Annotated in this window: 20 protein-coding genes; 5 read left to right on the forward strand and 15 right to left on the reverse strand. The window is 70.2% G+C overall.

The window, feature by feature from the left end; all coding sequences use genetic code 11:
• Positions 1-255: 255 nt before the first annotated feature.
• The 4 genes from CBM2588_RS09005 to CBM2588_RS09020 are packed head-to-tail and all read right to left on the reverse strand — an operon-like array spanning position 256 to position 3,631.
• Positions 256-1,644 (reverse strand): efflux transporter outer membrane subunit, encoded by a 1,389-nt coding sequence (locus CBM2588_RS09005; protein ID WP_115681446.1) that lies wholly within the window; start codon positions 1,642-1,644, stop codon positions 256-258.
• A gap of 10 nt (positions 1,645-1,654) precedes the next feature.
• The gene (locus CBM2588_RS09010; RefSeq protein WP_115680245.1) at positions 1,655-2,830 is read right to left on the reverse strand and encodes an HlyD family secretion protein; all 1,176 of its coding nucleotides are present in this window, start codon (positions 2,828-2,830) and stop codon (positions 1,655-1,657) included.
• Positions 2,831-3,238: a DUF3302 domain-containing protein gene (locus CBM2588_RS09015; RefSeq protein WP_115680246.1), complete on the reverse strand. Its 408-nt coding sequence runs from the start codon at positions 3,236-3,238 to the stop codon at positions 2,831-2,833. It abuts the gene before it with no gap.
• A gap of 51 nt (positions 3,239-3,289) precedes the next feature.
• The gene (locus CBM2588_RS09020) at positions 3,290-3,631 is read right to left on the reverse strand and encodes a hypothetical protein (RefSeq protein WP_115680247.1); all 342 of its coding nucleotides are present in this window, start codon (positions 3,629-3,631) and stop codon (positions 3,290-3,292) included.
• A gap of 275 nt (positions 3,632-3,906) precedes the next feature.
• On the opposite strand from CBM2588_RS09020, the gene CBM2588_RS09025 reads away from it, so the two are divergent.
• Positions 3,907-4,371 (forward strand): hypothetical protein, encoded by a 465-nt coding sequence (locus tag CBM2588_RS09025; protein ID WP_115680248.1) that lies wholly within the window; start codon positions 3,907-3,909, stop codon positions 4,369-4,371.
• 6 nt (positions 4,372-4,377) lie between these two features.
• On the opposite strand, the gene CBM2588_RS09030 is transcribed toward CBM2588_RS09025, so the two are convergent.
• A complete protein-coding gene (locus CBM2588_RS09030; protein ID WP_115680249.1) occupies positions 4,378-7,335 on the reverse strand; it encodes a hybrid sensor histidine kinase/response regulator in 2,958 nt (985 codons plus the stop codon).
• A complete protein-coding gene (locus tag CBM2588_RS09035) occupies positions 7,332-7,982 on the reverse strand; it encodes a response regulator transcription factor (protein ID WP_115680250.1) in 651 nt (216 codons plus the stop codon). The genes CBM2588_RS09030 and CBM2588_RS09035 overlap by 4 nt, the downstream gene beginning before the upstream one ends.
• A 363-nt stretch (positions 7,983-8,345) precedes the next feature.
• Between CBM2588_RS09035 and CBM2588_RS09040 the strand changes: the two genes are divergently transcribed.
• A complete protein-coding gene (locus CBM2588_RS09040; RefSeq protein WP_115680251.1) occupies positions 8,346-9,398 on the forward strand; it encodes a glycosyltransferase family 4 protein in 1,053 nt (350 codons plus the stop codon).
• A gap of 9 nt (positions 9,399-9,407) precedes the next feature.
• Here CBM2588_RS09040 and CBM2588_RS09045 read toward each other — a convergent pair whose 3' ends face one another.
• From CBM2588_RS09045 to CBM2588_RS09055, 3 genes are all read right to left on the reverse strand, one after another.
• Entirely contained in the window at positions 9,408-9,635 is a 228-nt protein-coding gene (locus CBM2588_RS09045; protein WP_115680252.1) for a hypothetical protein, read from the reverse strand.
• Positions 9,636-9,913: 278 nt separating this feature from the next.
• Complete coding sequence (locus CBM2588_RS09050) at positions 9,914-10,735, reverse strand: class I SAM-dependent methyltransferase (RefSeq protein WP_115680253.1); 822 nt, start codon at positions 10,733-10,735, stop codon at positions 9,914-9,916.
• 92 nt (positions 10,736-10,827) lie between these two features.
• Positions 10,828-11,619, reverse strand: a complete 792-nt coding sequence (locus CBM2588_RS09055; protein WP_115680254.1) for a TorF family putative porin — start codon at positions 11,617-11,619, stop codon at positions 10,828-10,830.
• Positions 11,620-11,861: 242 nt separating this feature from the next.
• Between CBM2588_RS09055 and CBM2588_RS09060 the strand changes: the two genes are divergently transcribed.
• A complete protein-coding gene (locus CBM2588_RS09060; RefSeq protein ID WP_115680255.1) occupies positions 11,862-12,731 on the forward strand; it encodes a DUF72 domain-containing protein in 870 nt (289 codons plus the stop codon).
• A gap of 30 nt (positions 12,732-12,761) precedes the next feature.
• Here CBM2588_RS09060 and CBM2588_RS09065 read toward each other — a convergent pair whose 3' ends face one another.
• From CBM2588_RS09065 to CBM2588_RS09090, 6 genes are read right to left on the reverse strand one after another with little or no spacing between them, the layout of a single operon-like run.
• A complete protein-coding gene (locus tag CBM2588_RS09065) occupies positions 12,762-13,106 on the reverse strand; it encodes a Na+/H+ antiporter subunit G (protein WP_013956828.1) in 345 nt (114 codons plus the stop codon).
• Positions 13,107-13,117: 11 nt separating this feature from the next.
• Complete coding sequence (locus CBM2588_RS09070; protein ID WP_115680256.1) at positions 13,118-13,390, reverse strand: K+/H+ antiporter subunit F; 273 nt, start codon at positions 13,388-13,390, stop codon at positions 13,118-13,120.
• Positions 13,375-13,878 (reverse strand): Na+/H+ antiporter subunit E, encoded by a 504-nt coding sequence (locus CBM2588_RS09075; RefSeq protein WP_115680257.1) that lies wholly within the window; start codon positions 13,876-13,878, stop codon positions 13,375-13,377. The genes CBM2588_RS09070 and CBM2588_RS09075 overlap by 16 nt, the downstream gene beginning before the upstream one ends.
• Before the next feature lie 3 nt (positions 13,879-13,881).
• A complete protein-coding gene (locus tag CBM2588_RS09080; RefSeq protein WP_115680258.1) occupies positions 13,882-15,423 on the reverse strand; it encodes a monovalent cation/H+ antiporter subunit D in 1,542 nt (513 codons plus the stop codon).
• Positions 15,420-15,806 carry a Na+/H+ antiporter subunit C gene (locus CBM2588_RS09085; protein ID WP_115680259.1) on the reverse strand — a complete coding sequence of 129 codons (387 nt, stop codon included), beginning with the start codon at positions 15,804-15,806 and terminating at the stop codon, positions 15,420-15,422. Before CBM2588_RS09085 ends, CBM2588_RS09080 begins: the two co-directional genes overlap by 4 nt.
• On the reverse strand, positions 15,806-18,622 hold the full coding sequence (locus CBM2588_RS09090; protein ID WP_115680260.1) for a monovalent cation/H+ antiporter subunit A: 2,817 nt from the start codon (positions 18,620-18,622) through the stop codon (positions 15,806-15,808). Before CBM2588_RS09090 ends, CBM2588_RS09085 begins: the two co-directional genes overlap by 1 nt.
• A 372-nt stretch (positions 18,623-18,994) precedes the next feature.
• Here CBM2588_RS09090 and CBM2588_RS09095 point away from each other — a divergent pair, with 372 nt between their 5' ends.
• Complete coding sequence (locus CBM2588_RS09095; protein ID WP_115680261.1) at positions 18,995-20,422, forward strand: amidase; 1,428 nt, start codon at positions 18,995-18,997, stop codon at positions 20,420-20,422.
• A 56-nt stretch (positions 20,423-20,478) separates the two neighbouring features.
• Positions 20,479-21,471, forward strand: coding sequence for a Bug family tripartite tricarboxylate transporter substrate binding protein (locus CBM2588_RS09100; protein ID WP_439897443.1), 993 nt, complete (start codon positions 20,479-20,481; stop codon positions 21,469-21,471).
• Positions 21,472-21,488 lie beyond the last annotated feature (17 nt).

A 21,488-nucleotide genomic window follows, 5' to 3' on the forward strand; every position in this document is an offset into this window, starting at 1 on the left:
AGTAGCTTGTAGCAGCTCAGCGGTAATGTCCGGTTCCGGCTAAGTTCAAATGTCCGACTTCGGGCCGACGCTCGCCGCCGAGAAGCTGCGCGAGCGCCATGCCATCGATCTCGCCAAGGAGACGGTGCGCCGGCTCATGATCGACGCCGGCTTCTGGCCGCGCAAGCTGCGCCCGCCCAAGGAGCCGCGCAGCCGCCGCGCCTGGCTGGCGAGCTGGTCGGCAGCGCTCAGGCGGCGCCCGCCAGCAACGGCAAGTCAGCCCGCCGCCGCGCTCCAGTCTCCGCCCAGCGCCAACAACAGCGCGATCCGCTGCTGGAGGTGCCGGCCGTGCGCGTCGATGCAGTCGATCTCGGCCGCCAGCAATGACTGGCGCTCCTTCAGCACGCCGCGCATGTCGGACGCGCCTATCCCGGCACGGGCTTCCTCGCGCCGGACCAGCTCCCGGCTTTCGGCTACCCGGTCCTGCAGTTGCCGGGTGCGCCCGGCATGGCTGGATTCGGCCTGCAGCGCCGCTTCGACCTCGCCCAGCGCGGCCAGCGCCTGGTTGCCATAGGCGATCAGGGCGGCCTTTTGTTCGGCGGTGTAGTAGTCGACCCGGGCCTTGAGTTCGCCGCCGCTGAAGAGCGGCGCGAAGAAGGAGCCGTTCAGTCCCTTGATTGGGCTGCCGGCCTGGTTGAGCAGGAATACGTCGCTGCGGATATCGGTGATGGCGGCACTGATGGCAATGCGCGGCAGGCGCGCCGCCTGCGCCGACTGCTTCATATCGAAAGCCGCGGCAACCTGGTGCGCGGCCGCGCTCAGGTCCGGGCGGCGGTCGAGCAGGTCCGCGGGCAACCCGGCCTGCGGCGCCGGGGGCACGGGCGGCAGGTCGCGCCCGGACGCCATGCTGCCGATCTCGCCGGCCGGATAGCGTCCCAGCAGCAGTTCCAGCGCCTGCGCGGCCTGGCTGCTGGCCAGCCTTGCCGACTCCAGCGCATCGACCCGCGACCGGCGCGCATTGCGCGCCTGCACCAGCTCGGTGTCCGGCGCGGCGCCGATGGCAACCCGCTGGCCGGCGATGCGCAGCAGCTGGTCGTGGATGGCGACGGCTTGCCGCAGCCGCGCTTCGCGTTGCGCGTGCTGGATCAGCGTGAACCATGCCCGGGCCGTGGCCGCGGCGACGACGCGCCGGGCCCACAGCTGGTCGTCCCGCGCGGCAGCGTAGCGGGATTGTCCGGCCCGCGCCTGCGCGCGGATGCGTCCCCACAGGTCGATTTCCCAGCTTGCGCCGATGGAAAGGATCTGGGTCTCGGAATTGCCCGCCCTGCCCTTCACGGCCGCATCCGGCAGCAGGCCGCTGCCCTCGATGGCGACCAGCGCCTGCGCCTGCCGGACCCGTACCTCGGCGAGCCGCAGGTCGCCGTTGTGCGCGATGGCCTCGCGCACCAGCCGCTGCAGTTCGGCATCGTCGAAGCTGGCAAGCCAGCCGTCGGCGGGGTTGCCCGCCACGGCAGGGTTGACCCAGGCGGGCTTGCCTTCAAGCACCGGCACGGCCTGGCGCATCAGGTCGGCGCCTTCTGGCGGCGCCTGCAGGGCGCAGCCGCAGAGCATCGCGGCAGCCATCGACAGCGCCGCCGGAACCCTCTTCTTGGCGTATGACGACACGGGCATCCCTCTAGTGAAGTTTGAGTACCAGGTAGTTGAGCTTGGAGCTGACGCGCAGGAACACCATCCGGACGATATGGAACATCTTCAGGTGTTCGGTATAGATTGCGCCGGCGCCGACGGCACCGACGGGCAGGTGCTGCCTTGACGCTTCAAGCAGCGCCAGCTTGACCGCGAAGCGGTTGGGCACGGCGTCGGTGGTGCCCGTGCTCGGGATCATGCCGCCCTGCGCCACCTGCCCCTGCGCTTGCGCCCAGACGATCGAGTCGACCCGCGCCTTGATGATCTGGCCCGGATGCGTGGGCAGAAAGATCTCCGCGAGGTCGCCTTCCCTGACCCGGTAGAGCTCGTTCTGCCGGTAGAAGGCGAGCACCTCCTGCTGGTCCTCGACAAAGCTGAAGGCCGGCGAGAACGGGAACGGGACCAGCATGGTGCCGACGCGCACCTGCAGGTTCACGACCCTGCCATCGGCGGGGGCGCGGTACACCGTCTGCTCCAGCTCCCACCTGGCCTGCTCCAGCAGGACTTCGGTTTCCGCGCGCCGGGCGCGCGCCGTGGCGATGGCCGCGTACTCGCCCTGGCTTTTGGCGGACAGCTTCTGCCTGGCCTCGTCCTCGGCGGCCTGCGCGCTGGCCAGTTCGCCTTCCAGTTCGCGCTGGCGCGACAGCGCCTCATCCCGATCGAACTTCGCGCCCGCGCCGGCCGCGAGCAGCGCATCCTGTTCCTTGAGCCGCTGGCGCGCCAGTGTCAGCCTGGCCGTCACCGTGCTCACCCTGCCGGCCGCGCCACGCACGGATTCGCCGAGCTGGCGCGCCGATGCCTGCGCCTCGGCCAGCGCGGCGTCGTCGGCCATCAGCCGGCGCTCGAGCTGGCGCACCGAGGCCTGATACGGAGTCGGATCGATGCGCAGCAGCACATCGCCCTTCCGGTAGCGCCGGTTTCCCTCGGCCGGGAGCTCGACGATGCGACCGCGTACCTGCGGCACCACCTGCAGGACCTTGCCGATGACGCGCACGTCATGGGAAGACGGCGCGACCACGTTGAGCGTCAGGACCATCAGCGTCAGCGCGACCACCGGGATCGTGACCACGATCACCATCGCGGTCGCGTTCCACGGCAGCCATCTGAACTTGAAGAAGATCAGCCATACAACCAGCGCGTAGGCCGCAAGCAGCAGAGCGTCCATTCAGGTCGGCTCCTTGCGCCCGCGCATGGCGCTGGCGACGCGCTGCGCCGCGGCGCCATGGTCTTCCGGTGCCTTGTCGGTGCCATAGGCGGCCCGGTAGAACACCGGCTTGGTATGCGCCCAGAGCCAGGCCAGCGGCCATAGCAGCCCGCCGAAGAACAGCGAGAGCAGGCACAGCGCGTGGATCGCCTCCTGCTGCGGATGGCGCTTGCGCTGCGCGATCCGCTCCGGCCAGATATGGAGCATCCAGAACAGGTAGATCGCGCCTGCCGGCACGAACACCAGCACCACCCAGGAGATGGCGTTGGCGGCGGTCTCGAGTGCCTTGCCGCTGAGCAGCGAGGCGAACGCGGGTTCAGTCGACGCCAGCAGGGCGATGCCCGCCAGCAGGTGTGGTCGCAGTTTCATGACGTAACGATGGGATGGAACACGGGGCGCGGCGCTGCCGCGCACATGGGCCTAGGAGCCTGCCGCCGCGCCGTGCAAGCCCGCGCGGGGCGCGTCCAGCGAGGTGCGTCGCGCCGGCTGGTCCGAGGGCGCGGGTTCTGTTTGCGGCACGGTGTCCACGGCTTCCGGCGCGTCGTCGGCGTACAGCAGGTTGTACTTGCTGCGGCCGGGATCGTCCGCAGCGCGGCACGCCGCCGTGGTCGCGGCAAGCCCGGCACCCGTGCATGCGGGCGGCAGGTCCGAGGCCGCTGGCTGCGCGGGCGTGGCCGGGTGCCGGGCATGCGCCTGCGCGCCGGCCATCACCAGCAGTGCGATGGCTGTCGCCGTGGCAGCCGATCGGCAGTTCTCGATCATGTTTGCAGTTTCTCCGAAGTCCTTGCGCGGCCGTCGATGCGCACCGGCGCGCCGGCCGCGTCCCGGCAGAGCGCACACCTTATGGCAGCGCCTCGGTCTCCGGCTATCAAAGGAATTAGAAAGTCGGCACGGGACGCTCGACACATTCACCGCAGCCCGGCCTTGCCGCGCGGATTCGAAGTCCTGTGATAGCCCGCGCGCCCCGGCCGCGCATACGCTGACGGCCTTCGCACACACCCGGGTTTCGCCCGGGTCCGCGTGAACCCGTTGCCACCATGAATGCTGTTTCCCTGATGTGCGCCGGCGTCATTGCCGCCGCAAGCACCCTGAGCGGATGCGCGATTCCCACTGCCGAGACCCTGAACCCGTTCCAGGAACCGTGGCCATGGACGCGGATCGTCGCCGTCAACCGTACCGGCCATGACGTGACCGGCGTGCGCGCCGGCCGTTGCGAAACCGGGCCGGTGTCGCGCCACTCGCAGTCGTCGCCGACGTTCTGCTTCCCTGGCGAGCGGCCCGACAAGGCGATCGAGGTCAGCTGGACCGATGCCGCCACCGGCGCGCCCGGCGCCGGGTCCGCCGGAGGCAAGCGGCACGCCGCCACGGTGCCGCTGCCACCGCTGTGGCAGGACCGACGTCTGGAGGAACTCACCGGCGGCTACCTGTGCGTGCTGCTGCGCAGCGACGCGCCGGTCGGGCTGATGCTGGCCGGCAGCGCCGAAGCGTGCGCCGTCCTCTAGCAGCTTTTAAGCGGCCGCCTGGCCGGCCACCAGCGCCTCGCACATCCGCCGCAGGCACTGCGCGATGAAGCCGGACTGGCATTCGATCTCGTCGTCCCACTCCGCCTCGTTCGCCTTGTCCATCTTTTCCGTCGCATAGTCGCGCAGGTCGGCGCACAGCTCGGCCAGCTGCGAGCCGCCGAGCACGGCCAGGGTGCCCGAGATGCGATGCAGCAGCCGTTCCAGCCGATGCACGTCGCGCGCGGCCCGGATGGCATCGTATTGCGCCAGGTCCGCGCCAGTCTGCGCAAGGAAGGCTTCGGCATATTCGCCGGGCACCGCCGGCAGTTCGGGCAGCGCCTCATCCGCCGGCGTGGCAGCCTGTGCGGCTTGCCGCTGCCCTGCCGTAGCGTCGATGCGGGCAAGCACCGAGGCGAGCGCGGCGAGAGACACCGGCTTGGTCAGGTAGCCGCTGAACCCGCCCGCCATCCCGCGCGCGACGTCGCCGGGCTGCGCGCTGGCGCTCACGGCATACGCCGGGATTGGCATGCCGGCAGCTCTGATTTCGCCGAGCAGGTCGAAGCCGTTCATCACCGGCATGTCGATGTCGGTCAGGAGCGCGTCCACGCCATCGCCATGTTGTCGCAGCATGGCCATGGCCTCGTCGCCGTTGCCCGCCTCGATCACGCTGGCCCCCAGGGCGAGCAGCTGGTCCCGCAGCAGGTTGCGGTTGAGCAGGTTGTCTTCGGCGACCAGCACCACGCGTCCGGCCAGCGGCGCAGGCACGCGCGCCGGTTCATCGAGGCCGGCCTGGCTGGCGGCCGGCTGCGGCAACGCCTGCACCTTGTTTACCACCGCCACGACGGCGGCGTGGATGCCGGTCAGGCTGTAGGCTGACACCTCGCTGCCGCCGTCGGGCCGCGTGGTCGCGACGGGCGGCCCAGACTGCTTCAGCCACACGATCGCGGCCGGCCTGCGCCACCAGGCGATGACTTCGGCGGGATCGAAGCCATCGGCCACCAGCAGGCAGTCATGGCTGTCGGCGTCCACCGGCGCATCGGTGTCCGTGCGCGCCGATGGCTGGCATGCGCCCCAGTCGAAATGGTTCAGCAGGCCTTCGAGACATTCGGCCTCGCGCGCCAGCACCAGCGTCCGGCTGCGCGGCAGCCGCAGCCGCGGCGACGGCGCCGCATCGGCCACCCGCAGCGGCAGGCGCACCGTGACCCGCGTGCCGACTCCCACCATGCTGTCCAGCGCGATATGACCCTGCATCCGCTCCACCAGCCGCAGGCAGACCGACAGGCCAAGCCCGGTTCCACGCGCCTGGCTGAGGCGGCTGTCGCCGGCCTGGGAGAACGGCTGGAACAGCCGCCCCTTGCACGCCTCGGCGATGCCGATGCCGGTATCGGAGACGACGATCTCCAGGTGCCCGTCCACCCACCGCGCGCGCAGCACGACCTTGCCCGCTGGCGTGAACTTGAACGCATTGCCGAGCAGGTTGCCGACGATCTGGGTCACGCGCACCGGATCGAGTTCGACGCTTGCGGGCAGCTCGCTGCCGTACACCGCCAGGAAGCCCAGCTTGCGCTGCCCCGCCAGCGGCGCGTGCGCGAGCGCGATTGCGCTGAAAAACGTCGTGACGGATACCGGTTCCTCGGCAAGGCTGAAGGCGCCGACATCGATGCGGGAAAAGTCGAGCACGTCGTTGACGATCTGCAGCAGGCCCTCGGCCGACATCTGCATGGCACTGACGCGTGCCCGCTGCGCCGGTTCCAGCGCGCCCATCGCGACCAGCTCCATGTTGCCCAGCAGCGACGCAAGCGGCGTGCGTATCTCATGGCTCATCGACGCAAAGAACGCCACCCTGGCCCTGGCGGCAGCATCGCTGGCGAGCTTCGCCTCGTGCAGCAGCCGCTGCGCGCGCGCCGATTCGGCATAGGTGCCGGTGAGGAAGCGATAGTTCCAGTAGCGGTACATCGCAAGCAGCAAGCCGATAAGCACGGCGGCGATCAGGCCGATCACGCTCAGCTCGCCCGCCATGTCCCGAAGCTGGTGGCCGATCGGCAGCGCAAAGATCAGGTGCCCGAAGTCGGCCACCAGCGGCGGGCGGCGCAAGGCCCAGCCATAGTCCGCAACCCAGTGGAACAGCCCGTCCGGCTGCAGCGCCAGCCGCTGGTCCAGGCGCTGCATGCCGGCGCGCGCAGCCGCTGCCACCAGCGGCGTGCCGCCACTGTCGAACACGACCGGTTCGGGAATCGGCAGGTCGGGCCCCGCTGGCCGCAGCAGCTCGCGCAGCGGCATGCGCGTCAGCACGATGGCGTAGAGCGCGTCGCCCTGTGCGACCAGCGATGCGCCGAGTATCTCCGGCTCATGCCCGTGCGTGCCGGCCGGGATGCCCTTCCAGATCACGCGCTTCTCTCTGGCCGCCTGCAGCAGGTCGGGGTCGCGGCTGCGGAAGCTCTCCAGCACCGCGGCGCTGATCGCCGCGGGCGGCATTCGCGGCGGCGCCGCCTCGTAGCGATACATGGCGCCGCTGGCCAGCGAGATCATCTCGATCGAAGGCTTCTGGCTGGCGGCCGTCAGCGTACGGACCGCCTGGTCGCAACTGCGCTGCAGCACCTCGTCCGCGGGCGCAGACGGCGCGACCCGCCTGCACAGGTGGCCGCCCGGCCGCCCCGGCGCGGCCGGAAACGTGCCACTGGCGTGCAGTTCCAGGATCAGGTTGGTCGCGGCCAGCGTGCTGCGGCGTGCCAGCAGGGCATCGACCACGCCTTGCTCATACAGGCTGGCCACCTGCTCCTGCGCGCGCAACGAGCCGTTCAGCCGGACCAGCACGGTTGCCGCGGCGCTGGCGACCACGACCAGTGCCAGCAGCAGCGCCACCATCGCAAAGACCCGGCGTTCTCGCTGCAGGTTGCGTTCGATGGCTTGCAGGTCGGCCTGCGCTGGCGCCGGCGCGGGCGGCTCGAACGGGCCGGGCGTCATGCCAGGCCGTGGTCGCGCGCGTAGGCGACCAGGTCGGCATTGCTGGTGATGTTCAGCTTGCGCATGGCCGAGCGCTTCTGCGTCGCGACGGTCGCCAGCGACCGATGCAGGTAGGCGGCGATGGCCGTGACGGTGCTGCCCGCCGCGAACATGCGCACCACCTCGATCTCCCTGGGGGACAGCGGGCTCGCGGCGCCATCGGCGCGCGCGCCGGCGCTCGCCATCAGGCCGGCGATCGCCGGCGACAGGCGCTGGCGGTGGCCGGCCAGCGCGTCGAGGCAAATCTGCCGCAGCACGGCCGGATCCTCGTTCTTGCCGACGATCGCGGCGACGCCCGCCTCCCTGAGGCGCGTGAGCAGGCCGCCATTTGTCAGCATGGTAAACACAACCACCGGCGTGGCGGGGCTGGACTGCCTGAGCCGCTGCATCAGGCGCAGCCCGTCGTCATTGCCCTCGGAACGGCCCATGGTGAAGTCGGTGACGATCAGGTCGGGGCGATGCGTGACCAGCGCGGCGAACAGTTCCTTGCCCGACGAGCACGTCGCGCAGACGTTCAGGTCGGGGACCGCGCCCAGGGTGCTCTTGACCGCGAGCTGGATCACCGGGTGATCGTCGGCGATCACGACAGAGTAAGTACGTGGGGGCATGCGCGTTATGTCTCGACACTGCGGGCAGGTCCCGGAGAGGACACGCCCTGCCCTGCAGTTCTCGGGGAGGTCCCCGCCGGGGCAGCGTCGCGCTACGGTGCTGAACGGCTGCATGGACCGGGGATTCTAACCACTTGCCGGCCAGCCCATTTTGCAATACGGGACGCGCAGTTGACCGTTCGTCCCACCGCCCGCGGCGGCGCCTGAAGGCGCTCGATGCGGTGGCGGGTCCGCTGTTGCCTCCTGCGCCGGACTGTCCACCGTGCGCCAGCGAACAGAACGCCGCACCGGCTGCCGGCATGCTGGAACATCGCCGTCCCCCCAGCGGGGCCTGTGCTGTGCAAGCCATGGAGCGCAACGAGGATGAGCCAGCCCGAGCCCCCGGACATCGCGCCGCCGCTGCCCGATCTGCTGATATTCAGCGCGCCGTTCCACCCGTCGGTGGGCGGCATGGAGCGCTTTGCCGAAGACCTGGCGCTGGGGCTGACCGAGCTGGGCTATCGCATCGAGCTGGCGACGCGCACGCCGGCAGCCGCGGGCGACGCGCCGGCGTTCCCCTATCCGGTCACGCGCGTGGCGGGCATGGCCGAGCTGGCGCGCGCCATGCTTCGGCACCCGCTGGTGGTGTTCGTCGGCCTGACTTTCTACGACGTGTTGCTGGCCACTGTGCTACGGCGCCGCATCGTGCTGACGCATCATGGCCCATACAGCCACTATGGCGAGACGCGGCGTTTCACGGCGGGCAACGTCAAGCGCTGGATGTCGCGCTTCTACCACAACATCTGCGTCAGCCGGTACCTGGCCGGATGGCTGCCAGGCCAGCCACTGGTGATTCACAACGGCTATCGCGACGACATGTTCCAGCCCGCTGCCGCGCCGCGCCCGGCGGGCAGCTTCGCCTTTGTCGGGCGGCTGGTCACAGAGAAAGGAGTCGACCTGTTGCTGCGCAGCTTCGCCAGGCTGCGCGCAATGCGGCCCGAGGCCCGCCTGACGGTGATCGGCGACGGGCCGCAGTACGCGGTGCTGGTGGCCCTGGCGGCAACCCTGGAGTGCGCCGAGGCCGTGACCTTTGCCGGCGCGCAGCGGCCCGCGGTGGTGGCGGCGATGCTGGCGCAGCATGCCTGCCTGGTGGTGCCGTCGATCGGCTACGAGCCGTTCGGCATCGTCGCCCTCGAAGGCCTGGCAGCCGGCTGCGAAGTCATCGTCACGCGTCGCGGCGGGCTGCCCGAGGCGGTCGACGGCTTCGGCTGGGTGGTGGACCCTGGCGTGGACTCGCTGTGCGAAACGATGCTGGCCGTTTGCGCCGGCGAGTCGCGCCGCAGCGAGCCAGGCCTGCGCCTGTTCCTGGCCGACCACCAGCGCCAGGCCGTGGTGCGCCGCTATGCCGAAGCCATCTCCGGCTTCCTGCGGCAATAGCGTGCGGCACTAGCGCGCTGGCTTCTTCGGCTTGCCGGTTTCAGCCTGGTGCTGCCGGCGCGGATCCTCGTTGCGGAAGCCGCCATAGCTGCTTTGCCCCGGATCGGCGCTGCGGCTCTTGATCTCGCTGGCGTCGCGGTCCATGCGCGCGCCCGGGTTCTTCCGGTCGGGGCCGGCCTTGCCAGCGGTCTTGCCTGAGGTCTTGCCTGCGGTCTTCCCGCTCGAACCTGGTTTCATTGCCAACTCCTTGTCGTGACACGTCGGTCGGTCTGAGGACTTGCTCCCCCGTACAGGCCGGCCCTGATTTCCGCAGCGGGCCGCCGGCAGCGGGAAGCCAGAACCACGCAACTTTCGTTCCACGATGCAAGGCCGCACGCTGGCTCCCGTGATGGCCTGTACGGCAGTCGTATCGAGCAAGCCGCGGAGCAGCGTTGCAGAATTTGCAGCCCGGCGCTTCGCTGCCGCCGTCGAATTGCGCACCCCCTGCGCGGGCCGTGAAGGGCCCGGACGTGGCTTCAGGGCGCGGCGACCATGACCACGTGCGCCTGCATCGGGCCGGCCAGCGGCCCGGCGCCATAGGCCTGGATCAGCGCCCGCTCGCAGTGACCGGTCGCGCGCGCCAGGGCGTCCGGCCCGCGCGCTTCCAGCTCGGTGCGCAGCGGCGTGCCCTGGCAGAACGCCGTGGCGGCGATGCGCGCGGCGGCTGCGTGGCTGGTTTCGGTGACGGTCTCGAATACCGCGCCCGCCGTAAACCCGCCGCTGCGCAGGTCCTGCTCGATCGCGGCCTGGCTGTGGTAACCGTGCGGGACGCGGACCATGAAATCGGGCGGCGCCTCGGGGAACAGCGTGGCCAGGGCCGCGGTGATATCGCGGGCAAAGGCGTTGAACTCGATCCGGTCCCACACGTTGAACACCAGCGTGCCGCCCGGCACCAGCACGCGGCGGGCCTCGGCAAAGGCCCTGCCCTTGTCCGGGAAGAACATCGTGCCGAACTGGCACGCGACCAGGTCGAAGCTGGCGTCGTCGAACGGCAGCCGCAGCGCGTCGGCCTCGCGCCATTGCACCGGGCGCGCGGTGCCCGCGGCCTGCGCGCGTGCCAGCATCGGTGCATTGAGGTCGGTGGCGACCACCAGGGTGTCCGCCGGCAGGCGCCGGGCCAGCTCCCGCGTGAGCGCCCCGGTGCCGGCGGCCAGCTCCAGCACCCGGCGCGGCCGCAGCGCGGCGATGCGCCGTCCCAGGTCGGCGGCATAGGGCGCAAAGATCATCGGCACCATCAGGGCCTCGTAGACCTCGGCGATCGCCCCGGCAAAGACCTTGTCCTGCTGCTGCATGCCCATGGCCCGTCCCCCCCTTGCCTGCCCGGCCGCAAAGTCGCCGGGGTTGCCTGAGTGGGTGTAGGACACATCGCGGGCAATGTAAACCGCCCCCGCTAGAAGGTCTTGCTCAGCGAGCCCCACACGGTGGCGCGGCCAAGGTAGCGCCCCCTGGCGCTGGTGTACACGGCGCGCCGGGCATTGGTATCGAGATACGCCAGCGCCAGCGCGAAGCCATGGCCCAGCTCCTTGGTCAGGCCGAGCTTCCAGTCGGCGTACGAGGCATCGGCGACCTGCACTTTCTGGTAGCCCACATGCGCGTTGAGCGTCAGCCCCCAAAACCCGAGCGGAACGTTGGCCGACAGGTCGGCATACCAGCTGTGACGGCTGTCGGCCAGCCCGAACAGGTTGGTCGGCGCGTAGGAATATTTCAGCGTCACCGGGCCGTAGCCGATGCCGGCGTAAAGCTCGGTGGTGTCGGGGCTGGTATAGCGGTCGGGATAGCTGCCCGGATAGTAGTACTGCAGCACGCCCACGTCGGTGCTCCAGCCGCTGTCGCCAAATGCATGGCGGTAGCCGCCGTAGAAGTCCATCTCGATCGGTGCGGACACGTCCGGGTGGCTGTCGCCCAGCCAGCTGATGCTGGAGTTCCAGTTGCCCAGGTAGAAGCCGCTGGCATGGCTGTAGTCGAAGCCGCCCTGGATCGCCGGGCGGCCGTTGCTTTGGGTCAGGCCGCGGTAGCGGTAGTCGGTGGCGAGCGCGAGGTTGGCGCTGAAGCTGTGGACCGCGGCGTCAGCCGCGTTGGCGGTGGCTTGCGCCAGTACGGGCTTGGCGCCGGCCAGCCACAGGGCGGCGGCCAGCGCGGCAGTTGCGGTTTGTCGGCCGGCGCAGATGCGAGGCAAGGTCATGGTCGAAGGTGGCGGATTGAGGAGCGCGTCCGCATCGGAACGCCCCGCCACGATAGGGACTTCGACATAAAAACGGCGTCAAGAGACGCCGCGACCGTATTGAAATGCGGTAAATGCGCAGGTCTGCGCAAGGCGCGAATCTTGCGAGAATCGCCTCGACAGGCTGGCGCGACGGAACTTCGGGGTCAAACGCATGAACCGTGGCGCCGTCGCTTGCAAAAAGTACAGACCAGGGCATCGCGATGATCCGGATCGGCATTTCAGGCTGGCGCTATGCCGGCTGGCGCGGCGTGTTCTATCCCGCGGGGCTGGCGCAGCGGCGCGAGCTCGAATACGCGTCGCGCGCGGTCGAGACCATCGAGATCAACGGTTCGCACTATGCGCTGCAGACGCCGAAAAGCTATCGCGCCTGGCATGAGGCCACGCCGCCCGGGTTTGTGTTCAGCGTCAAGGGTCCGCGCTACCTGACCCACATGCTGCGCTTTCGCGACGACTCGGCGCGGCCGGCGATGGCAAACTTCTTTGCCTCCGGCGTGCTGGCGCTGGAGGAAAAGCTGGGGCCGGTGCTGTGGCAGTTTCCGCCCAACTTCGGCTTCGATCCGCAGCGCATGGAGCGCTTCCTCTCGCTGATTCCGCACGACACGCACAGCGCGCGCGAGCTGGCGCGCCAGCACAACCGCAACGTCAGGGAGCCGTGGTGCGAGACCCGGCGCCGGCGCCCGATCCGGCATGCGGTGGAAATCCGCCACGCCAGCTTCTGCACGCCCGAGTTCCCGGCCCTGCTGCGCCGGCACCGGGTTGCGCTGGTCATCTCGTATGCCGTCTTCTGCTTGAAAAAAAAAAAGGACGTCACCAGCAATTTCCTGTACCTGCGCCTGCATGGCACCGAGACGCTGTACGGCGGCGCCTATTCCGACGAGGCGCTGGACCGCTGGGCCGCGCGACTGGTCAAGTGGGCCAATGGCGGCGAGCCTGCCGATGCGCAGCGGATCTCGCCGAAACGGCCTCGCGCCGCCGCGCACCGGGACATCTACTGCTACTTCGATAACGACAAGAAGGTCAAGGCGCCCTTCGATGCGCAACGGCTGCGCGCGCGCATCGAGGAGAAATAGCGCGCAGGACCGCGCTGGCGCCCGCTCCGTTCAATCGCGGATGCGCGGCATCCAGCCGCTGCCGCGCGTGCGCGGGTCTACCGGCAGCTGTCGTTGCAGCGCGGCCTTGGCCAGCATATGGGCGCTGATCGGCGCCGTCAGGAACAGGAACGCGGTCACCAGCAGCTCATGCAGGCTGGCGTCGCCGCGGAAGCTGAAATACGCCACCGAGGCCAGCACCACGCCGCCCACGCCGAGCGTGGTCGACTTGGTCGGCCCATGCAGGCGCATGAAGAAATCCGGCAGCCGGAACAGGCCGATGGCCCCGACCAGCATGAACACGCTGCCCACCAGCAGCAGCGCACAGACGATGAATTCGGCAACGGGATGCAGCATGGGCCGGCCTCCTAGTATTCGATGATATCGCCGCGCTGCAGGTACTTCGACAGCGCCACGGTGGCAACGAAGCCCATCACCGCGATCAGCAGCGCGGCTTCGAAGAACATCGCCGAGTCCAGGCTGATGCCCAGCACCACGATCAGTGCGATGGCGTTGATGTTGAGCGTGTCGAGCGCGACGATGCGGTCGGGCAGGCTGGGCCCGCGCAGCAGCCGGCCCAGCGTCAGCAGGAAGGCCAGGCCCAGGATCGCCAGGCAGACCGGAATCACGATGGCAAGCATTGGAAGATCTCCTTGAGCGGGGTTTCATAGCGCGACTTGATCAGCGCGACCAGCGCGGCCTCTTCCTCCAGGTCCAGCACATGGACCAGCAAGGCGCGGCGGTCGTCGCTCAGTTCGGCGCACAGCGTGCCGGGGCTGAGCGAGACGATGCTGATCAGCGCGGTGGTGGCGAGTTCATGCTCGACATCGAGCGGCACCACGATAAATGCCGGGCGCAGGCGCGCGGTGCGCCCAAGCACCATCACCGCCACTTCCAGGTTGGCCTTGACGATGTCGATCAGTACATGGCAGCTCAGGCGCAGGATCAGGTCCGGACGCGACAGGCGGAAAGCCCCCAGCACCAGCCAGCGGTCGGCCAGCCGGCCGATGGCCCACCCCAGCGCGGCGCCCAGCAGCCAGTGGCCCAACGCAATGCTCTGCGCCAGCATCAGCCACATCAGCATCAGGATCAGGCTCAGCCAGGGATGGGGCAGCAGACGACGCAACATGGCCTACCCCCGCTCGCCGGGCAGCACCGCCCGCAGGTAGGCGGCGCGGTCCAGCAGTTGCGCGGCGGCATCCGCCACGTAGTCGCTGACCGGACGCGCGGCCACCGTCAGCGCCAGGTTGCCGGCCAGCAGCAGCAGGCAGCAGGCCAGCTTGCGCGCGTCCGGCCGCACCCGCAGGCGCGCCGCGCCGGGATGGTCTTCGTCCAGGTATTCGGCGCCTTCGGCGACGCGCTGTGCCTCATGCGGCAGGCGCCACAGCAGCCGCGTGCCGGTGCGCGAGACGGCGATCAGCAGCAGCAGGCTCGAGCCCAGCACCGCCGGCCACAGCACCGGCATCCACGGCGCCGGCGTGGCGCGCAGGATCATGGCCTTGCCGAGGAAGCCCGACAGCGGCGGCAGGCCCACCGCCGCGACCATGCCCACCAGGTACAGCAGCCCGGCCAGGCGCGAGGCAATGACCGGCGCGCCGTCGGTGCGCGCGGCTTCGGGCTCGAGCGCGTCGGCCAGCAGGAACAGCGCGGCGGTGCACAGCGTGGTGCTGAGGAGGTAGTACAGCGCCGCGGCCCAGCCGGCCTGGCTTTGCATCGACACGCACGCCGCCAGCAGCCCGACCGACGCCACCACCAGGTAGCTGGTGGTGGCGCGCAGCGTCGTCGCGGCCAGCGCGCCCAGCGCCCCGACCGCCAGCGTGGCCAGCGCCAGCGCGAACACCCAGTCGTGCAGGAACGGCCCCAGCAGCCCCTGCGCGCCGCCGAAGATCAGCGCATCGCAACGCAGCATGGCATAGATGCCGACCTTGGTCATGATGGCGAACAGCGCCGCCACTGGCCCGGTTGCGCTGCCATAGGCGCGCGGCAGCCAGAAGTACAGCGGGAACAGCGCCGCCTTGAGCGCGAACACCAGCATCAGCATCGCGCCCGCGGCCACCGCCAGCGGCAGGTCCTGGGCCGGCAGCCCGGCCAGGCGCAGGCCCATGTGCGCCATGTTAAGCGTGCCCGAGAGCCCGTACAGCACGCCGATCGCGACCAGGAAGAACGACGACGCCACCAGGTTCAGGATCACGTAGTGCAGGCCGGCGCCGACCCGCGCGCGCCCCGCCCCATGCACCAGCAGCGCGTAGGAAGCGATCAGCAGGATCTCGAAGAAGACGAACAGGTTGAACAGGTCGCCCGCCAGGAACGCGCCGTTCAGGCCCATCAGCTGGAACTGGAACAGCGCGTGGAAGTGCCGGCCCTGGCGCGCCGTGCCCTCGCCGGCCGCGGCCAGCGCGGCCACCGCCAGCAGCGCGGTCAGCGCCAGCATGATCGCGCCGGTACGGTCCAGCTGCAGCACGATGCCGAACGGCGCGCGCCAGTCGCCCATGGCGTAGACCGCGATATCGCCGCCGGCCGCATGGCGCAGCAGCAGCACCGCCACCGGCACCAGCAGCAGCGTCGCCACCGCGCTGGCCAGGCGCTGCGCGTGCAAACGCTGCGCAGGCATCGCCGTCAGCAGCGCGCCGGCGAACATCGGGACCAGGATGGGCAGCAGCACCGCATGGTTCATGGCCGCGGCTCCTTGTCACCAGCGTTGCTGCCTGCGGCAGCATGGCCGTCGCGCGACTCCGGCTGGCCGGCGGCGTCGACATGGTCGCTGCCGGTTAGCCCGAGCGAGCGCAGCGCCAGCACCACCGCGAACGCGGTCATGCCGAAAGCAATGACGATGGCGGTCAGCACCAGGGCCTGCGGCAGCGGATCGGCATAGCTGGCTCCCGGCGCGATCACCGGCGGCTGGCCGATCGACAGTCGCCCCATGCCGAGCAGGAACAGGCTGACCGCATACGACAGCAGCGTCAGCCCCAGCACCACCGTGAACACGCGCTCGCGCAGCAGCAGGTAGATGCCGGCGGCGGTCAGGATGCCGATGGCGATGGCATAGAGCGCGGCCATCAGTCGTCCTCCGTGGCCTGTGCCGGCGGCAGATTGCGGACGCCCAGGTGAGACACGATCACCAGCGTGGTTCCGGTCACGGTGCAGAACACTCCCAGGTCGAAGATCATGGCGGTGGCCAGTTCCACCTCGCCGATGCCGGGCAGGTGGAAGTGGCCGAAGGCGGTGGTCAGGAACGGATGGCCGAAGGCCAGGCTTCCCAGGCCGGTCAGCCCCGCCAGCAGGATGCCGGCGCCGGCGATGGCGCGGTAGTCCGGGGCGATGCGCGCTTCGGTCCAGCGCACGCCGTTGGCAACGTATTGCAGCAGCAGCGCCACCGAGGTGATCAGCGCCGCGATAAAGCCCCCGCCCGGCTGGTTGTGCCCGCGCAGCAGGATGAAGGCCGCCACCAGCAGCGTCAGCGGCAGCATCAGCCGCGCCAGCATCGCCAGCAGCAGCGGATGCGCCTGGCTGGTCCACGGCAGGCCATCCGGCGCCGCCGACGGGGTCGGCAGGCGCATGCCCCTGAGCAGCGCCTGCACCGCCAGCCCGGCGACCAGCAGCACGCAGATCTCGCCGAGCGTGTCGAAGCCGCGGAAGTCGACCAGCAGCACGTTGACCACGTTGTGCCCGCCGCCGCCAGGCACCGCCTGCTCGATGTAGAACGTCGACACCGGGTCATACGGCCGCGTCATCACCGCGTAGGCCGCCACTGCCAGCAGCGTGCCGCCGCCCAGCGCCAGCACGGCGTCGCGCACGCGGCGGCCGGCGCGCGCGCGGTCGTGCGGGTTGTCGTGAGTTTCGCGCGGCAGGTAGAACAGCGCCAGCACCAGCAGCAGGATGGTCACCACCTCGACCGAGATCTGGGTCAGCGCCAGGTCGGGCGCCGAGAAGCGCAGGAACACCAGCGACACCATCAGCCCGCAGCCGCTCAGCAGCACCAGCGCCAGCAGCCGCTGCCGGTGCGTCGCCACCACGGCGATCGCGCACAGCGCCAGCAAGGCCAGCGCGGCGGCGCCGATCGGGTCGATGGCGCCGGCCGGCACGCTGCCGGCCAGCGCCGCGAGGTCAGCCAGGAAATAGGCCGGCAGCGCCAGCATCGCCAGCAGCATCCACGCGATATAGGTTGGCAGCGAGCCGTTTTCGAGCCAGCGCGTGACCGCCGCGGCAAAGCGTTCCAGCGCGCGCATGCCGTGTTCGAACGAGCGCCGCGCGCTCAGGTGCTCGATCGCCTGCTGCCAGCGCCGCAGCGCGTCGCGGCGCAGGAAGAACAGGGTCGCGCCGCCGGCCATCGACACCAGGCTCATCAGCAGCGGCAGGTTGACCCCGTGCCACAGGTTCAGGCTGTATTCGGGCAGCGGCGCGCGCAGCGTCGCCAGCGACGCGGCCGCGAGCAGGTCGCCGACGGTGTAGGCCGGCACCAGCCCGACCACCAGGCAGATCACCACCAGGAATTCCACCGGCACCTTCATGAAGCGCGGCGGCTCGTGCGGCGGGTAGTTGGGCAGGTCGGGCCGGCCCCCGCCGAAGAACACGCCGTAGATAAAGCGCAGCGAGTACGCCATGGTCAGCGCGCCGGCCATGGTGGCCGCGGCCGGGATCACCCAGTTGAACTCGCCCAGCAGCCCCTGCGCCAGGGTCTCGCCGAAGAACATTTCCTTGCTGAGGAAGCCGTTGAACAGCGGCACCCCCGCCATCGACAGCGACGCCACGATCGCCAGCACCGCGGTATGCGGCATATAGCGGGCCAGGCCGCGCAGGCGGTCCAGGTCGCGCGTGCCGGTTTCATGGTCGATGATGCCGGCGGCCATGAACAGCGACGCCTTGAACACCGCGTGGTTGATGATGTGGAAGATCGCCGCCACCGTGCTGAGCTGGGTATCGAGGCCGAACAGCAGCGTGATCAGCCCCAGGTGGCTGATGGTGGAATACGCCAGCAGGCCCTTCAGGTCCCGCTGCAGCAGCGCCAGCCCGGCGCCGACGATCAGCGTGGCCAGCCCCGTCATGCTGACCAGGTAGAACCAGCTGTTGGTGCCGTCCAGCACCGGATAGAGCCGCGCCAGCAGGAACACGCCGGCCTTGACCATGGTGGCCGAGTGCAGGTAGGCCGAAACCGGGGTGGGCGCGGCCATCGCGTGCGGCAGCCAGAAGCTGAACGGAAACTGGGCCGACTTGGTGAACACCGCCAGCAGCACCAGCACCAGCATCGGCAGGTACAGCGGGTGGTGCTGCACCTTGCCGGCCTGCGCCAGCACCACCGACAGCTCGAAGCTGCCGCAGATATGGCCCAGCAGCAGCACCCCCGCCAGCAGCGCCAGCCCGCCGCCGCCGGTCACCGCCAGCGCCATGCGCGCGCCCTGGCGCGCATCGGCGCGCCACGACCAGAAGCCGATCAGCAGGAACGACAGGATGCTGGTCAGCTCCCAGAACACCACCAGCAACAGCAGGTTGCCCGCCAGCACCACGCCCAGCATCGCCGCCATGAACAGCAGCAGCAGGCAGAAGAAGCGCACCGCCGATTCGTTGCGCGCCAGGTAGTAGCGCGCATACAGGATCACCAGCAGGCCCACGCCCAGCACCAGCAGCGCGAACAGGAAGGCCAGCCCGTCGAGGCGCAGCGATAGGTCCAGCCCGAGCGCGGGCAGCCACGCCACGCGCCAGCCGAGTGCGTGCCCCGGCTGCGCGAAGACCTCGCCGCGCAGGCTCAGCAGCAGCATCAGCCCGGCCAGCGGCAGGCCGATGATGACCGGCGCCAGCAGCCGCGGGGCACGCGTGCCGATCAACCACGTCAGCGCCGCGGCCAGCAGCGGCAGCGCAATCAGCAGCGGCAGCGCCATGCGCGCCCCTTCAGCCGTTGCCAGGGGCCGGCAGGTGCCAGCCGGCCTTGCGGCGCAGGGTCAGCCGGGTCGCCGGTGGGGCGCAGTGTCGGAGTCGGAGTGTCGGGGCGGTGGTCATGATGTGGCAGATCTGGTGGGCGATTGCGGCCGCTACTGTCCGGATTCTGCCGGCATTGCGCCGGCTGTGCCAGTCAATTGGCGCGATTTGCAAAAAAAATCATCCTATCGCGCAAGGAACCGGAGGCGTGTGGCGATGGGCAGGCCGCACCCGCGCCAGGTCATCCGGGCTGCCATGCGAGAGGCCCGCACAGCAAGTTGTAAGATGGGGGAACCACCGCGCCCCACGTCCCCAACCGCCCGGAGCCACCACCCATGAGCGACGCGCTTTGCCTTGCCAGCGCAACCGAACTGCAGCAGCGCATCCGGCGCAAGGAGATTTCACCGGTCGAGCTGACCGCGGCCGTGCTGGAGCGCGCGGCCCGGCTGCAGCCCGCGCTGAACTGCCTGATCACGCTGTGCGCGGACGAGGCCATGACTGCGGCGCGCGCGGCCGAAGCACAGCTGATGTCGGGCGCGCCGCTGGGCGCGCTGCACGGCATTCCCTTCACGGTGAAGGACATCGTCAACACCGCGGGCGTGCGCACCACCTTTGGCGCAGTGCCGATGCGCGACCACGTGCCCGCCGAAGACGCCGTGGCGGTGGCGCGGCTGCGCGCGCAGGGCGCGATCCTGGTGGGCAAGACCACCACGCCGGAATTCGGCTCCAAGTGCCTGACCGATGCGCCGCTGTTCGGCCGCACCCGCAATGCCTGGCACGCCGGGCGCACCAGCGGCGGCTCCAGCGGCGGAGCCGCGGTGGCGGTGGCGAGCGGCATCGCCCCGCTGGCGGTGGCCACCGACGGCGGCGGCTCGACCCGCATCCCGGCCGCGTGCAATGGCGTGGTCGGGATCAAGCAAAGCCAGGGCGTGGTGCCGCACAGCCAGGCCCAGGACCTGTTCGGCAACCAGACCTACGTGACCCCGACCACGCGCACGGTGGCGGACACCGGCCTGATGCTGCAGGCCATGGCCGGCGAGCACGCCTGCGATCCGTGGTCGATCGGCGTGCCCGTGCCCGACTACGTCGACGCCGCGCGGCCGCACGGCGATCTGCGCGGCCGCCGCATCCGCTATTGCCTGGCGCCGCCGGGGCGGCCGGTGGCCGCCGACGTGGCGCGCGCGTTCGAGGTCAGCCTGGCGCAGCTGCGCGGGCTCGGCGCGGAACTGGAGCCGTTCAGCGGCGATGGCTTCGACATCGAGCCGGTCTGGCGCACCATCAACCATACGGTATGGCGCACGCGCTTTGCGCCGATCGTGGCGCAGCACCGCGACGCGCTGAGCCCGACCTTCGTGCGCCAGGTCGAATCCGCCGCCGCGTTCACCGCGGTGGAATACCAGCAGGCCATGTTCGCGCGCTCCCAGCTGTTTCTGCGCGTGCAGGCGCTGCTGGCGGATGCCGACTGGCTCGCCATGCCCACGCTCACGCGCACCGCGCTGCCGCTGGAGCAGGACCTGTTCGGCCAGATCGAGATCGACGGCCAGGCCTGCCCCGATGTGCGCGCAAGCTGGTTCCCGTGGACCATGCCGTTCAACCTGACCGGCCATCCCGCCATCAGCCTGCCGTGCGGCTTTGGCCAGGATGGCCTGCCGGTCGGCCTGCAGCTGGTGGGACGGATCCGCGGCGATGCCGCGCTGCTGCGCGCCGCGGCCCTGTTCGAATCGGTGCACGACTTCACCGGCCGGTGGCCCGCCCTGCCATGAGCACCCAGACCGCCCTGAACACCCTGACCGCCTTACCCCATGACCTGCCGACTGCCATGACCCCATCCTTCCGACCGAAGCGCCGCTTGCTGGCGCTGGCCGCTGCCGCCGCCGCCGCCCTTGCCCTTGCCGCGCCAGCCAACGCGGCCGACCCCGAGCCGATGCATATCATCGTCGGCTATGCCCCCGGCGGCGCCGCCGACAGCCTGGCGCGCCTGTATGCCGAGCAGTTGCGCCAGGACGGCCATGGCACCGTGGTGGTCGAGAACCGCCCCGGCGCCTCGGCGCGGCTTGCGCTCGACTACGTGAAGCGCGCCAGGCCGGACGGCAAGACCGTGTTCATCGGCCCATCGCCGCTGTTCACCATCTTCCCGCTGACCTACAAGAAACTGTCGTACGACGCCGACAAGGACCTGGTGCCCGCGGCGGTGCTGACCGACGTGCCGACCGCGGTCGTGACCGGCGTGCAGCAGCCGTACCAGAACATGAAGGAGTATGTCGGCTGGGCCAGGCGCAACCCCGGCAACGCCAGCCTCGGCCTGGCCACCATCGGCAGCGCCGGCCACCTGGGCACGGTGGCGCTGGGCAAGGCCGAAGGCATCGCCATCACGCCGGCGGCGTACCGCGGGGCGTCGCCGATGCTGGTCGACGTGGTCAGCGGCAATGTGTCGATCGGCTGGGACGCGGTGGCCAGCATGATGCCGCTGTACAAGGGCGGCAAGCTGCGCTTCCTCGGCGTCAGCGGCGCGCGCCGCGCCAAGGCGCTGCCCGAGGTGCCCACCATGAAGGAACAGGGCTTCAGCCAGTATGAGCACGCCACCAGCTGGTACGGCGTGTTCGTGCCCGCCGGCACCCAGCCGGACGTGCTGGCGCAGGTGGAGAAGATGTTCCTGGCCGCATCGGCCAACCCCGCCACCGCGGCGAAGCTGGAGGCGCTGGGCCTGGAAGTGGTGGCGCGCCCCGGGCAGGAGGGCCGCCGCCGCATTCAGATCGAGCGCGCCGCGTGGAAGCCGATCGTCGAGGCGACCGGGTTCCAGGCCGAGGACTGAGCTTCGCCGCGGCCCTG

The organism is Cupriavidus taiwanensis (assembly GCF_900250075.1).
GTDB lineage: Bacteria > Pseudomonadota > Gammaproteobacteria > Burkholderiales > Burkholderiaceae > Cupriavidus > Cupriavidus taiwanensis_C.